Here is a 13,732-nt window from a genome sequence, read left to right as displayed (position 1 = left end):
CGGGGCAAACCGCCATGAGTATTACCTAGCCGTAAGCCGTTATCGAAGGCGTCACAGAAACGATGCGATACTGATATATGGTCGAAATATATGAGGCGATTCTTCGAGGCGCGCCTCCGTCCAGGAAATGTCGCCCATCAGTCCAGGAAACGTGTGATCCACTCTCGAATCCACGCCAGGTTGTCAAGGATCGGTGAGGGATCCACCTCGGGCGGCGCCTTGCGAGCCGTAGCGGCGTCGGCACCGCCCAGGATCCGGGACAGGTGGGAGGCGAGCCGTTCCTGCTCAAGGGCAACGGGACGTCCTGACCTCCGGGGCCAGTCGTCGTACAGGCCTCTTTCGACGTCGCGGTAGTGCTCCAGGTCTGGCGCATAGATCACGGCCGGCTTACCGGTCAGGGCGAAGTCGAAGAAGATGCTCGAGTAGTCCGAGACCAGGACGTCGGCCGCCACCATGAGCTCCTCGACGCTCGGGTACCGACTGACGTCAATCATCCCCTTGCCGGGTCTCGTCCTGTTCATGTGGTGGCTGCGCATGAGGATCACCGTGTCAAGACGGTCGGCCAGAGCCGGAGCGTCCGCCCATATGCTGCTGAGCTGACCATGGCGCCCGCCCCTCACGTCCGCGTGACGCAGGTCCTCGCGCCAGGTCGGGGCCCAGAGGACGGTCCGCCGCTCCTCACCGATACCGAGCTCGCGACGCACCCGCCTTCTCAGGTCCGCACCCCCGAGCATCCTCACGTTTCGGGGGTACTCCCCCACCCGGACCTCTCCGGAGTATCCCAGCGCCCGCTTCAGGCGTTGGCCGGCTTCCTGGTTCTGGGCGAGCAGCAGGTCCCACTGGGGGACCTGGCGGCTCATGAGCCGGCGGTACCGCAGACTGACGGCTCCCGGGGCGGCGTCGTGCAGCAGTCTCTTGACCGGGGTGCCGTGCCACGTCTGGAGCAGGCGCTGCCCCTCGCGCTTCGAGAACCACTGCGGGAGGTGGTCGTTGGTGACGATGACGCGTGAGCCGCGCAGCGCCTCCGTCCACTCCGGTGATCCGACGACGACGGGAACCGCCCCCGCCGGAACCGGGACCGTCCCATCGACCACCGACCACCACAGCGGCACGGTCACGCCGTGAGCGGCCAGGTCCTCGCAGATCGCGGCCGGGTTGTCTCCCCCACGACGTCCACCGAAGGACTCCAGGAAAACTCCCGGTCTTAAATCCGGTGCCTCACGCTCAACCAGGACCCAGCGGCCTCTCGTCGAACGTTCCTGCAGCGTCAGCGGGGGAATGACGGCGAGGGCCACGGACCCGTCTCGACGGGTGATGATCCGGGCGCGGCGCGCGGGGCGACCGGTGACGCCCCCGACGACACCGCGACCCGGCACCACCCGGCTGCCGGCAGGTTCCGGGGCGACGGGCACCTCAGTGGCAGGGCCGTCCACCTCATGCCCTGCCAGGCAGGTGCCCTCAAGGGGGCGGTGCAGTGCTCCCCCGGTCCCGGTCCGCCAGAGCAGTGCGTAGGTACCCAGCTCGACGTCGGGATCGGCCAGGTCGAGCCTGACCGACCACCTGTTCCCCGGTGCCAGGGCGGCGGGCGTCGTCCTGCGGGCGCTGCTGCAGGCCAGGACGATGTCCAGGTCCTCTGGAGCTCCCGCCACCGTTCCGGTCAGCACAAGCGTTGCGTCGGCGGACAGAAGGGCTCCGGTGACAACGACGGCGACCTGCTCCTGCGGTGGCACCGCGCTCCCCCGGTTCCCGGTTTCCGCTGGGGAGACCTCAAGCAGCCCGCGCTCACCGGAGGCGACCAGGCACCGCCCGGACTCCGGCGGCCCCGGGCGTCGCCTGCTCGAGCCGGCCGGTTGCGGCATCCATGCTGAGACCGTTCGTCCCGCCACGCGGGTCACCACTCGGAACCAGGTAGTGCGGTCGGGCCGGACCGTCAACCGCACCGTGATCCCCGATGCGAGGTAGGAGCGCCACGGGTCCCCGGCCTCCAGGTCGGCCCGGGGCGCCTCGCAGCGCTCCACCTCGGTGCGCGCCAGACCCCTTCCGGCCTCGTCGACGGCTTCAATGACCGGAAGGTCGGTCAGGCTCGGATCAACCCCCGGCACCCAGGCGCAGCCGTTCACCTCCAGGGTCCTGGGGCCGACCCAGCGGGCCGTGTCGGTGCTGACGTTCAGCCTGAGGTCGACGTCCCGGATCTCGGTGAGTCGGCCGGGCACCTTGATCTGCCTCACAAGGCACGGGTCGGGGAGCAGCGCACCCTTCTCAAGGGTCAGGGGAACAGAGACGAGGTCCTCAGCTCTCCGGCCGAGCAGCTCCTCAAGCTCCTCGGCCCTGGCCGGCTCGTCTCGGGTGAGGAGCCACAGCGCCACGCGATCGAGCAGCTCGATCGACTCCCAGAGGGGGTCCTCAGCGGCTGGGAGCACGGTCCGCGCGGCGCTCCGGAGCCTGCCGCCGAAGTCAGGGTGCTCCTGCCGCGAGCGCGCAGCCAGGCGCACGAGGTCCCGGCCCAGTCGTCCGACGACCAGGCTCCGGTGCACGGCCGCCGGCGCGCGAACGGTCATCTGCGCCAGGGCGCCCACCTCCTCCAGGAGAGCCTCGGGGGCGGCCTCCAGGCTCGCCCCGACAGCCGCCGACCCGGCACGCCAGGTGTAGACCTCCTGGTCCAGCAGGTCGATACGCCTCCCGGACACAAGCACCGCAAGAGCTCTCACAGCCAGGGACGCCCGGACGGAGCCGGTTGCACCGCCCGCCTTCGACAGCGCCCACAGCCGTGGCGGAGCCATCACCGCGCCGGACACCAGGTCCTCAACCACCTCAGGCACCTGGGCAAGTCGTTGGCCCCTGCGCGGTGCCTTCGGGGCAGCGGCCCGTATCCTCGAGGCGGCTGGAGAGGTCAACGGGCGCGAGCGGGCGACGACGACGTCGGAGCCCGAGAGGTCCAGGGACCGCGTCATCGACTGGTAGGCACCGGCCAGAAGGGCGTCTCCACCGTCGATGATCGTGGCCAGGCGTCCTCGGGCCCGTCTCAGGGCGGCATCCAGGTCGCTGCCCGGGTCTTGGTCCGGGTCGCAGCGCAGGACCCGAACGCGCCGGTCCCTGGCGGCCAGGCGAACCGCGACCTGCTCACCAGCGCTCTCCCGCTCGACGACGACCAGAACCTCCAGGTCCTTGACGCTCTGGTTGAGCACTGAGCGGATCGCCCCTTCCAGGTGGGGACCAGCTCCTGCCGCCCTGACGATGGCACTGACCCGGGGCCGGTGCACCGCGCGCAGGGCCGCACCGATAACACCTGAGTTGGCTCATTTAGTGTCGTGGTGGATGTTGTTGAGGGCTTGGATGAGGTCGGGTGGGAGTGGGGCGGCGGCTGTGAGGGTGTGTCCGGTGATGTTGATGGTGATGGTGCGGTAGCGGCGGGCGGTGGTGATCAGGCGTCTGGTGGTGATCAGGCGTCTGATGGACCAGCCGGTGGTGTTCTCCAGCCATCGGGCCATGGCCAGGGCGGCGGTGACGATGGTCAGGTGGGCCTCGATGGACTGGCGCAGGTGGTGGTAGATGGGGCGTGCTCTCAGGTCGGACTTGGACATGCGGAAGGACTTCTCGATGTTGTACAGGCGGTGGTAGGCACCGATGACCGTCTCGGGGTCGGGGTTGGGCAGGTTGGTGACGTATCCCTTCCACCCGGCCAGGGTCCGGGCCCGTGTCTCCAGGTCGCGGTTGATGCTCCTGGTGGCGCCGGACAGGTGCACGAAGCGGTTGCGTTTGACGGGGATCTTTCCTGCGACGGCTTTCTCGGCCTTGGCGACCTGGGTGTCGATCCCGTGTAGCGTGCGTCGGGCCCTGTCGGCGCTGTAGCGGTAGCAGATGGTCTCGTCACGGCGCTGGTCGCTGGCTCCGGCGGGCCAGGGCTGGGTCAGGGTCAGCCCGTCGGGGACGTCCTGGTCGGGGTGGCTGTCGTGCCAGGAGCTGATCACGTGGGGGACGCGTGAGGTGCGTGAGCCCAGCACGTAAGACAGGCCGGCTGCCTCCAGGGCCTGCTTGTTGGCGGCGCCGATCATCCCGGCGTCGGCGACGACCACCACGTCGTCGAGGTTGTAGGCGTTCATGAAGTCGTTGATCGTCGGGATCATGGTGGCGGTCTCGGCCTTGTTGCCCTCAAAGGCCTCGGCCCGTAGAGGGAACCCGGTCTCGTCGGTGAGCAGCCCTACCGTGATCTGCGGCTCCAGGCGTCTTTCCTTCGAGAAGCCCGGCTCGCGGAAACCGTCGGCCTTGTCGGTCTCGAAGTACAGGGTCGTCACGTCGAACAGGACCAGCGAGGCCCGGTCGATGCGGGCGCGTCCGGCCAGCAGGCGCGACAGGCCCCGGGTGAACTCCTCAGCGGCGTAGCGGGGCAGATGACGCTTGACCGTGGCGTAGGACACCGGCGTCAGACCTGCCTCGGCCAGGACCCGCAGGGAGCCCTGCTTGCTGGTCGGCTCGATCAGCCTGGCGGTAACGAGCTGGCGGAAGACCTCGTCAGCACCACCGAGCCCGTCCAGGCCCACTGCCTTCCAAGCCGCTTCCAGCGTCTCCAGGAGCACTCCCATCCGGTTGGAGGTGATCGGCGCTACGCGCCCGGCCCCAGCCAGCGCCTGCGGTCCCTTTCCCCCGACGTCCGCACCGTTCAGGCCCGGCAGGTCAAGGCCGAGCTGGCCAGCGTTGAGACGCTGCCTGGCGACCTCCTTAAGCGCCGCCAGCTCAGCATCGTCATGGGCTGAGCCGATGTGCTCGATGCTGCGGGCTCCTTTGCGGGAGGAGTACACGATCTGCACCGCACGGGCCCCCGACGCCGTCCTGACCGCGCGAACGTACGGACTCATACCCCCACGTTAGTGCGCACCCCCACCCACGCAACCCGCACAATCCCAACCACAACCACACCCCCAGCGACCCAACCACCCCGCAATGAGCCAAGTCAGGTTCCAGGTGGGGACCAGCTCCTGCCGCCCTGACGATGGCACTGACCCGGGGCCGGTGCACCGCGCGCAGGGCCGCACCGATAACACGTCGCGCACTCACCGCCGGCCTACCCCGTCAGGTGACGATCCTGGTGGCCCCAGAGCCCCGTGGCGTCGATGACGACCCTCCCCTGAAGCAGCCCCGGGTCGAGATCGGCGAACTCCCGGTGACTGACGAGGACCACGACGACGTCGGCCTGCTCAACGGCCTGCCGGCATCCGGTCAGCCGTACGTTGGCGCGCTGCGCCAGAGATGATGGGAGCGTGGTGGCGTGCGGCTCAGCGACCAGGACCCGGGCATGGGTGAATGAGCGGCCACCTGCTCGGTGATCGCCAGGGCCGGGGACTGGCGCAGGTCGTCGACGTCGGCCTTGAAGGTCAGGCCGAGCACCGCCACCGTCGGCGCTACCAGCCCCTCCAGCGCCCGGTGGATGCGCTCGACGTAGTAGGCGGGTCGGGAGTCGTTGACCTGCCTGGCGGTACGGATGAGCCGGGCCTCCTCGGGCGCTGAGGAGACCAGGAACCAGGGATCCACGGCGATGCAGTGGCCGCCCACCCCGGGACCGGGCCTCAGGATGCTGACGCGCGGATGGCGGTTGGCCAGGTCGATGAGCTCCCAGACATCGACACCGACCCTGTCGCAGATGAGGGCCAGCTCATTGGCGAAGGCGATGTTGAGGTCGCGGAAGGAGTTCTCCGCCAGCTTGGCCATCTCGGCGGTGATGACGTCGGTGAGGAGCAGGTCGCCCCGGCAGAAGGTGGCGTACAGGTCCCGGGCCAGTCTCGCGGCCTCGGGGGTCAGGCCGCCGATGACCCGGGAGTTGGTCACCATCTCGGCCATGATGCGGCCCGGCAGCACTCGTTCGGGGCAGTGGGCGACGTGCACCCGGGCGCGTCCGCCACTGCCGTCCAGGGAGAGGTCCGGACGCATCGAGATGATCGCCTCAGCCAGGTCACGAGTGGTGCCCGGCGGGCAGGTCGACTCCAGGACGATGAGCTCTCCCCCGGTGAGGCGAGGGGCGATCTGTCCGATGGCGGCCTCGACCAGGGAGAGATCGGCCGAGTGGTCCTCCCGCGCCGACGGCGTCGGTACCGCGATGACGTAGTTCCGCGCCGACGACATCATCGTCTGGGCACGCAGTCGGCCGGCCTCAACCTGCTCGGCCAGGACGGCGGCGAGCCCGTCCTCGAGGAAGAGGAGCTCCCCGCGGTTGACGGCCTCGACACGTTCCCGGGCACGGTCCACTCCGACGACGTCGAGCCCGGCACGGGCCAGGACGGCCGCCGTCGGCAGACCGATGTACCCCAGTCCGATAACGGCGACGTCGACTACTCCAGCAGCGTCAGTCATGAGTCTTCCGTGAGTCTTCCGTGCATCTGCGCGCGCCCCGGGGGACGAGTCCCCGGTCCGCCCGGCCTTCTGCCGTCAGTTCACCGTGGCGGGAAGCAGCTCGACGGCATCGGGGTGCTCGGCGAGGTAGGCACCCACCCGGTCCTCGGCAAAGGCCTTGAACAGCGGCGCGTCGGCATCGGCGTCGAGCAGGACGATGGACTGACCGTCCGCGGAGGTTCCCGTGCCGGCGGTCGGCGCGGTCATGAACTTGATGTCGTTGCTGTGCAGGTTCCGCGTCCCCAGGGCCAGGGACTGCATCTGGTTGATGGTGAAGGACTCGTCCACGGCGACCGTCCGGGTGGCGGTCTTGAGGAAGGAGTAGAGCTGCGTGGGGCTCGACAGGGTGCCGTTGGACAGGACCCTGCTCACGATGGAACGCATCCAGGTCTGCTGACGCTTGACACGGTCGAAGTCACCGCCTGGGAGGGAGGAGCGCTCGCGGGTGTAGGCCAGGGCCTGAGTGCCGTTGAGAGTCTGCGGCCCGGCTCCGAACTCCTGACCGGCGATCGTCTGAGGCGTCTTGAGGTTGATCCGTACCCCGCCGATGTCGTCGGTCAGGGCGACGAAGGACTCGAAGTTCGCCACCGCGAAGTGATCGATGTGAATACCGGTGAGGTTCTCCACAGTGTGGATCGTCAGCGAGGGGCCGCCGTAGGAGTAGGCGGCGTTGATCTTGCCCTGGCCGTGGCCGGGAATGTCCACCCAGGAGTCGCGGGGGATCGACATGACCGAGACTGTCTTCCGGTCACCGCTGACCTGCAGGATCATGATCGCGTCCGTACGCTGCGCGCCCTCCTCCCACTGGGAGGGGTCGGAGGCGCTGGTACGGGAGTCGGTCCCCAGGACCAGGATGTTGGTGGCGGGTTCCTGGCCGGCCGGCACCGACTGCTGTGGCGCTCTCGTGGCGATACCTGCGAAGGGATTGGCGATGGTCTCGATGCCCGAGGCAATGGAGTGACGCACCCACAGGGCAACGCCTCCGGTGGCCAGGGTGAGGACCAGGAAGATCGCCAGGACGCTGAGAAGGGCGATCCTCCAGCCTCGGCCGGGGCGCCTGCGGGGAGTACCCGTCGGCGCCGCCTCGGCGCTGGATGAGGCCTCGGTATCGCCGTCGGCGCTGTGAGAACTCGGGACGGTGTCAGCGTCCCCCTTCTCGGCCGGGGCGCTTCCAGAATCTGGCAGGTGGGGCTGCATCATGAGGTAACGGCATCACATATTTTCAAAGCGCTTTTCCCGGATCCTCTATCTCCTAAGGATTTCGGGGAAAACTTCATGAAATGAGATGCAATTGAGACTGACGTCATCTCCCTGTCACCGTTGAGAACAGTACTCAGAGTATCTTTCCGTTCGATCAGAAGAATGTTGTCCGATTACTTCACGAGCGGGGAGGCGCAAGCCGGTACATCCACCCGTAGGGGTCCTCGGCGCGACCGGACTGGATGGAGGTGAGCCGGTCATGGATCTGCCGGGTGACCTCGCTGCCCTCGATGCGGGCGTCGAAGCCCTCCCCCTTGAGGTGCCCGAGGGGCACGACGACAGCGGCGGTGCCGCAGGCGAAGACCTCAGAGACACGGCCCGACTCGATGTCCGCGAGGAGCCCCTCCAGACTGATGGTGTCCTCGACGACGCTGCGGCCGGAGTCGCGCAGCATGCGGATGATGGCGCTGCGGGTGGAGCCCTCGAGGATCGTCCCGGTCAGGCGGGGAGTGCGCACAGAGCCGTCGGCGTCGACGACCATGATGTTCATGCCGCCGAGCTCCTCGAGGTTCTTCTGCGAGACGTCGTCAAGGAAGCAGACCTGGTCACAGCCCTGCGCGTAGGCCTCCTGCTGGGGAAGCAGGGAGGAGGCGTAGTTGCCCCCGGTCTTGGCCGCGCCCGTTCCGCCGCGCCCGGCACGGTGGTACTCGGTGGTCACCCAGATGGAGATGGGCTCGAGGCCGTTGGTGAAGTAGGGGCCGGAGGGGGAGGCGATGACGTAGTAGTCGACCACCTTGGAGGGACGCACGCCAAGGAAGGCCTCGGAGGCGAAGGCGAAGGGACGCAGGTAGAGCGACTCGCCCTCGCCCGAGGGCACCCAGGCGACGTCGGCGCGCACCAGGTCCACCAGGGACGCCACGAAGTCCTCCTCCGCCAGCTCGGGCAGGGCCAGACGCCGGGCGGAGGCGTTGAGCCGAGCCGCGTTGTAGCGAGGGCGGAAGGTCCACACCGAGCCGTCGTCGTGCCGGTAGGCCTTGATCCCCTCGAAGATCTCCTGGCCGTAGTGGAGGACGGCGGTGGCCGGGGACAGACTGAGGTCGCCGTAGGGAACGACGCCGTAGTCACCCCACCCCCTGTCCTGGGTCCAACGCGCGTGGGCCATGTGATCGGTGAAGTAGTCGCCGAAGTGGAGACCCGCCAGAATCGCCCTGCGCTCATCCTCCGCGACGGGCGACGGGTTGGCGGTCAGAGGGAAGCGACCGGCGATCGCGTCGGCCTCGGGAACGGGAACCTCCGCGGCGCGGGCCAAGGAGGTGGATGCGAAGTCGGTTGAGGTGGCGTCTGTCTCGGACATAGGCCCACCCTACCGCCGAGGCCACGACCCGGACACAGCCTTCCCACATCCTGGCTCGCAGACGGACCGGCCACCAGGCCTCGGCCACGCGCATCAGTGCGATGGCGTATCCGCCCCCTGCGCCACGGCAGCGGCAATGGCGTCACCGACCTGGCTGGTCGTGCGCTCGGCACCATCACCACGGGCAGCCATGTCGGCCTTGACCCCGGCCTCGACCCGGGCAGCCGCCTCGGGCAGCCCCAGGTGGTCGAGCATGAGACCCACGGCGCTGATCGTGGCGGTCGGGTCGGCCTTGCCCTGTCCAGCGATGTCCGGGGCCGAGCCGTGCACGGGCTCGAACATGGAGGGGAAGGCTCGCTCCGGGTTGATGTTGCCCGATGCCGACAGCCCGATGCCGCCGGTGACCGCACCGGCCTCGTCGGTGAGGATGTCCCCGAAGAGGTTGTCGGTGACGATGACGTCGAAGCGGCCGGGGTCGGTCACCATGTAGATGGTGGCGGCGTCCACGTGGCAGTAGTCGACGGCGACCTCGGGGTACTCGGCGCCGACGGCCTCGACGATGCGGCGCCACAAGCCACCGGCGTGAACGAGCACGTTGTGCTTGTGGACGAGCGTGAGGTGCTTGGCCGCCCTGGCCTGCGCCTTGGCGAAGGCGTAACGGACCAGGCGCTCCACCCCGTAGGCGGTGTTGACACTGACCTCGGTGGCGATCTCGTGCTCCGTGCCCTGGCGCACCACTCCCCCGTTGCCGCAGTACAGGCCTTCGGTTCCCTCTCGCACGACGAGGAAGTCGATGTCGCCGGGATCGGCCAGCGGCGTCGGTACTCCCGGGAAGTAGATCGAGGGACGCAGGTTGACGTAATGGTCCAGGGCGAAGCGCAGGCGCAGAAGCAGGCCGCGCTCGAGGACGCCGGAGGGGACGGACGGATCGCCGACGGCGCCCAGCAGGATGGCGTCATGACCCTTGATCGCCTCAAGGTCCTCATCGGTGAGGGTCTGCCCGGTCCGGTGCCAGCGCTCGGCCCCCAGGTCGAAGGTGGTCGGTTGAATCTCGACCCCGGTCCCCTCCAGCGCCCGGTCAAGAACCTTGAGCCCCTCGGGAACGACCTCCTTGCCGATGCCGTCGCCCGGGATTACTGCCAGCTTGATGGTCTGCGTCATGAGGCCACCTTAGAGCACGGTCACGATATGAGACGAGAGCTCCACATGATGGGAGCCATGCACACTCGCCTTTCGACCGACGGTCGGTTAGTCTTGTTCCAGCCACCCCAAGGAGGAGCCATGCCGCGCATCCATCGTCCCGCTGCGCAACGTCGTGAGGAGATCCTCGACGCCGCGCACACCCTGTTCACCACCAAGGGCTTCCAGCCCACCACCATGGAGGACATCCTGAAGGTCGTGGGCATCGCCAAGGGGACGCTCTACTACCACTTCCCCAGCAAGGAGCAGATTCTCAAGGCTCTTGTCCTGCGCATCGTCGGCCAGGTCGAGCAGCGGGCCCGCGAGATCGCCGTCTCGTCGGCTCCCGCGATGGACAAGCTCGTGGCGATCCTGGGGGCGATGCGGGTCGAGGACACCGAGACCGAGCTCGTCGAGCAGTTCCATGCGCCGGGCAACGCGGAGTTCCACCTGCTGTCCATCACGGCGATGATCGAGCATCTGACGCCGGTCCTGGCCGACGTCGTCGCCCAGGGAGTGAGTGAGGGGGTCTTTACCACGGAGCGGCCCTACGACGCCATCGAGCTGCTCCTGAGCGCCTCCGGAATCCTTCTGGACCATGAGATCATGAACTCCGGCCCGGACGAGCTCGCCCTCCGCCGCGAGAGTCTCATGTGGGCGAGCGAGGTGCTTCTGGGCGCCCGGCCCGGGAGTCTCAACCTCCTGGTAGAGGCAGAGTCGTGAAGCGCGTCGGGCTGCTGGTCCTGGGATCGTTCATCAACTCCCTGGGAACGGGACTGACCGCCTTCGGACTGGCCATCATCATGCTGCGCACCTATGGAACGGCTTCCTCGGTGGCGGCCGTTCAGATGAGCGCCTTCGCTCCCGTCGTCCTCCTGGCGCCCTTGGCCGGGGCTCTGGCGGACCGCTACGACCGCCGCCTCATGATGATCATCGGCGACGCCGGCTCGGTGCTCGGTCTGAGCATCATCCTCTTGGCCCTGTCCTCGCCCCGCCCCTCCCTGGCCTGGGTCTGCGCAGGAGCCGTCCTGTCCTCCTGCCTGGCGGCCCTCACCGAGCCGGCCCTGCGGGCCAGCGTCACCGATCTGGTGACCGAGGAGGACTACGTGCGCTCCTCCGGCCTTCTCCAGCTCGCCTCGGCGGCCAAGTACCTGCTGGCCCCCGCCGCCGCGGGCTTCCTCATGCCCCTCGTCGGCGTGCGGGGACTCGTCCTGCTCGACGCCAGCACCTGCCTCGTCACCGTGGCCTGCACCATCACGGTGCGCCGTGCCCTGGCCGCGGAAGCGCCGCAGCGCGACGCCGTTCAGCAGGGTGATGACCACGATGTCCTGGCGGGGTGGCGAACCATCGTCTCCTCCCGCGGCCTGCGCACGCTCGTGACCCTCATGACCCTGGCCACCCTCGCCATCGGAGTCATCCAGGTCCTCATCAAGCCGATCCTCCTGCCGATCGTGAGCACCTCCGAGATGGGCGTGATCGAGACGGTCTCCGCCACCGGAATGCTCGTGGGAGCGGGACTGGTGACCGCCTGGAAGAGCGCTCAGCCGACGACGCTGCTCGCCGTCGGCCTGGCAGGAACCGGCGCCGCGATGGTTCTGGTGCCGCTGAGGCCGGGCGCCTGGTGGGTGGCCGCCTGCGGATTCCTCACCTTCGCGAGCCTTCCTCTGTCTCAGGCCGGGGCGGAGGTCCTGGTGCGCACCCGGGTCGACAACGCCCGGCAGGCACGGACCTGGGGCACCATCAGCCTGGTCACCCAGATGGGCTACCTGCTGGCCTACCTGTGCTCCGGGGTGCTGGTCGACAGGGTCCTCCAGCCCCTCCTGGCCCCGGGGCAGCCGCTGTCAACCGGTCTCGGAACCATTGTCGGCACCGGCCCGGGACGCGGGGCCGCCCTGCTCGTCGGGCTCATGGGGCTGGTCATGGCCCTGGTGGCCCTCAACGTTCGTCTCCGGCGCCGCCGGCTCGCCTGAGCCGCGGGACAACCGGGACAACGGAGACAGATGGCGGTGCCTCCGACGACCTGAGCCGTCGGAGGCACCGCCTCGAGCAGTCTCAGCGGACCTCAGCGGGCCACGGAGCCCTCGGTGTAGTCCTTGTCAACATCGGCGCGCCAGGCGAACATGGAGCGCACCTCACGGCCGGTGGCCTCGATCGGGTGGGCCTCGCCCTCAGCCCGGAGCTTCTTGAACTCGGGGGCGCCGGCGGCCTGGTCGTCCATGAAGCGCTTGGCGAAGGTCCCGTCCTGAATGTCGGCCAGGACCTCCTTCATGTGCTCCTTGACGTCAGGCGTGATGACGCGCGGGCCGGAGACGTAGTCGCCGTACTCGGCGGTGTCGGAGCAGGACCAGCGCTGCTTGGAGATGCCGCCCTCGTTGATGAGGTCGACGATCAGCTTCATCTCGTGGCAGACCTCGAAGTAGGCCATCTCGGGCTGGTAGCCGGCCTCGACCAGGGTCTCGAACCCGTACTGGATGAGCTTGGAGACACCGCCGCACAGGACGGACTGCTCACCGAAGAGGTCGGTCTCGGTCTCCTCGCGGAAGGTGGTCTTGATGGCTCCGGCTCGCGTGCCGCCAATGGCCTTGGCGTAGGACAGCACGAGGTCCCAGGCGGTGCCGGTGGCGTCCTGCTCCACGCAGACGAGCACGGGGACCCCCCGGCCGGCCTCGAACTCGCGGCGCACGGTGTGGCCGGGGCCCTTGGGGGCCACCATGACGACGTCGATGTCCGCAGCCGGCTTGATGTAGCCGAAGTGGATGTTGAAACCGTGGGAGAACAGCAGGGCGGAACCGGCCTTGATGTTCGGCTCGATCTCCTCGCGGTAGAGGGCGGCCTGGACCTGGTCGGGGGCCAGGACGGTGATGACGTCCGCCCAGGCGACCGCCTCGGCGATCGGCTTGACGGGCAGACCGGCCTCCTCGGCCTTGGCCACCGAGGACGATCCCTCGCGCAGGCCGACAACGACCTCGACGCCGGAGTCGCGCAGGTTCAGAGCGTGAGCGTGCCCCTGGGAACCGTAGCCGATGACGGCGACCTTCTTGGACTGGATGACGGACAGGTCGGCGTCGTCGTCGTAGAACTTCTCAGCTGCCATGATTGCTTCTCACTTCTCCTTGAGTTGATCGGTGATGGATCGTGGGCCGCGCGTGATCGCCACGGCACCGGACTGGACAATCTCTTTGACGCCGTACGGCTGGAGAGCCGTCAGCAGAGCCTTGACCTTGGATTCTGAGCCGATGGTCTCGATGACCACCGACGTGGGGGCGACGTCCACGACGTGGGCGCGGAACAGGTCGACGACCTGGAGCACCGCGGTGCGGTTGGCGTCATCCGCGTGGACCTTGATGAGGTAGAGCTCGCGCTCGACCGAGGTGTCGGGATCCAGCTCAACGATCTTAAGGACGTTGACCAGCTTGTTGAGCTGCTTGGTGACCTGTTCCATGGCCAGCCCCTCGGCGTCGGCAATCACCGTGATGCGCGAGATGTCCTCGTGCTCGGTGGGTCCCACGGCCAAGGAGTGGATGTTGAAGCCTCGACGCGTGAACAGCGCCGACACCCGGGTCAGGACACCGGGCTTGTTCTCCACCAGGACGGACAGCGTGTGCTTCTGGCTCACAG

Annotated in this window: 9 protein-coding genes and 1 pseudogene; 2 read left to right on the top strand and 8 right to left on the bottom strand. The window is 68.2% G+C overall.

Going from position 1 to position 13,732, the window contains the following annotated elements; genetic code table 11:
* Nucleotides 1-137: 137 nt before the first annotated feature.
* The 6 genes and pseudogenes from EL340_RS01220 to EL340_RS01195 form a co-directional block, all read right to left on the bottom strand.
* Nucleotides 138-3,260, bottom strand: coding sequence for a bifunctional glycosyltransferase/CDP-glycerol:glycerophosphate glycerophosphotransferase (locus tag EL340_RS01220; protein ID WP_269471641.1), 3,123 nt, complete (start codon nucleotides 3,258-3,260; stop codon nucleotides 138-140).
* A 36-nt stretch (nucleotides 3,261-3,296) separates the two neighbouring features.
* Nucleotides 3,297-4,853: an IS1634 family transposase gene (locus EL340_RS01215; protein WP_126413076.1), complete on the bottom strand. Its 1,557-nt coding sequence runs from the start codon at nucleotides 4,851-4,853 to the stop codon at nucleotides 3,297-3,299.
* Nucleotides 4,854-5,059: 206 nt separating this feature from the next.
* Nucleotides 5,060-6,342: pseudogene (wecC, locus tag EL340_RS01210) on the bottom strand (UDP-N-acetyl-D-mannosamine dehydrogenase).
* Between the two features lie 75 nt (nucleotides 6,343-6,417).
* Nucleotides 6,418-7,581, bottom strand: coding sequence for an LCP family protein (locus EL340_RS01205; protein ID WP_126413075.1), 1,164 nt, complete (start codon nucleotides 7,579-7,581; stop codon nucleotides 6,418-6,420).
* Between the two features lie 178 nt (nucleotides 7,582-7,759).
* The gene (locus EL340_RS01200; protein WP_126413074.1) at nucleotides 7,760-8,935 is read right to left on the bottom strand and encodes a branched-chain amino acid aminotransferase; all 1,176 of its coding nucleotides are present in this window, start codon (nucleotides 8,933-8,935) and stop codon (nucleotides 7,760-7,762) included.
* A gap of 93 nt (nucleotides 8,936-9,028) precedes the next feature.
* Nucleotides 9,029-10,096 carry a 3-isopropylmalate dehydrogenase gene (locus EL340_RS01195; protein WP_126413073.1) on the bottom strand — a complete coding sequence of 356 codons (1,068 nt, stop codon included), beginning with the start codon at nucleotides 10,094-10,096 and terminating at the stop codon, nucleotides 9,029-9,031.
* Between the two features lie 120 nt (nucleotides 10,097-10,216).
* On the opposite strand from EL340_RS01195, the gene EL340_RS01190 reads away from it, so the two are divergent.
* Both EL340_RS01190 and EL340_RS01185 read left to right on the top strand, forming a co-directional pair.
* A complete protein-coding gene (locus tag EL340_RS01190; protein WP_126413072.1) occupies nucleotides 10,217-10,837 on the top strand; it encodes a TetR/AcrR family transcriptional regulator in 621 nt (206 codons plus the stop codon).
* Nucleotides 10,834-12,084 (top strand): MFS transporter, encoded by a 1,251-nt coding sequence (locus EL340_RS01185; protein WP_126413071.1) that lies wholly within the window; start codon nucleotides 10,834-10,836, stop codon nucleotides 12,082-12,084. Before EL340_RS01190 ends, EL340_RS01185 begins: the two co-directional genes overlap by 4 nt.
* Before the next feature lie 92 nt (nucleotides 12,085-12,176).
* On the opposite strand, the gene ilvC is transcribed toward EL340_RS01185, so the two are convergent.
* Together ilvC and ilvN are read right to left on the bottom strand one after the other, a co-directional pair.
* Nucleotides 12,177-13,208 carry a ketol-acid reductoisomerase gene (gene ilvC / locus EL340_RS01180; protein WP_126413070.1) on the bottom strand — a complete coding sequence of 344 codons (1,032 nt, stop codon included), beginning with the start codon at nucleotides 13,206-13,208 and terminating at the stop codon, nucleotides 12,177-12,179.
* A gap of 9 nt (nucleotides 13,209-13,217) precedes the next feature.
* Entirely contained in the window at nucleotides 13,218-13,730 is a 513-nt protein-coding gene (gene ilvN / locus EL340_RS01175; protein ID WP_126413069.1) for an acetolactate synthase small subunit, read from the bottom strand.
* Nucleotides 13,731-13,732: the final 2 nt, after the last annotated feature.

The sequence above is a fragment of the Actinomyces viscosus genome (genome assembly GCF_900637975.1).
Lineage (GTDB): Bacteria > Actinomycetota > Actinomycetes > Actinomycetales > Actinomycetaceae > Actinomyces > Actinomyces viscosus.
This window is presented reverse-complemented; position numbering and strand designations above follow the sequence as displayed.

Excerpts from the sequence above, each read along its gene's own strand:
- EL340_RS01215 (WP_126413076.1), bottom strand. The coding sequence starts at position 4,853 with ATGAGTCCGTACGTTCGCGCGGTCAGGACGGCGTCGGGGGCCCGTGCG.
- EL340_RS01205 (WP_126413075.1), bottom strand. The coding sequence starts at position 7,581 with ATGATGCAGCCCCACCTGCCAGATTCTGGAAGCGCCCCGGCCGAGAAG.
- EL340_RS01200 (WP_126413074.1), bottom strand. The coding sequence starts at position 8,935 with ATGTCCGAGACAGACGCCACCTCAACCGACTTCGCATCCACCTCCTTG.
- EL340_RS01195 (WP_126413073.1), bottom strand. The coding sequence starts at position 10,096 with ATGACGCAGACCATCAAGCTGGCAGTAATCCCGGGCGACGGCATCGGC.
- EL340_RS01190 (WP_126413072.1), top strand. The coding sequence starts at position 10,217 with ATGCCGCGCATCCATCGTCCCGCTGCGCAACGTCGTGAGGAGATCCTC.
- ilvC (WP_126413070.1), bottom strand. The coding sequence starts at position 13,208 with ATGGCAGCTGAGAAGTTCTACGACGACGACGCCGACCTGTCCGTCATC.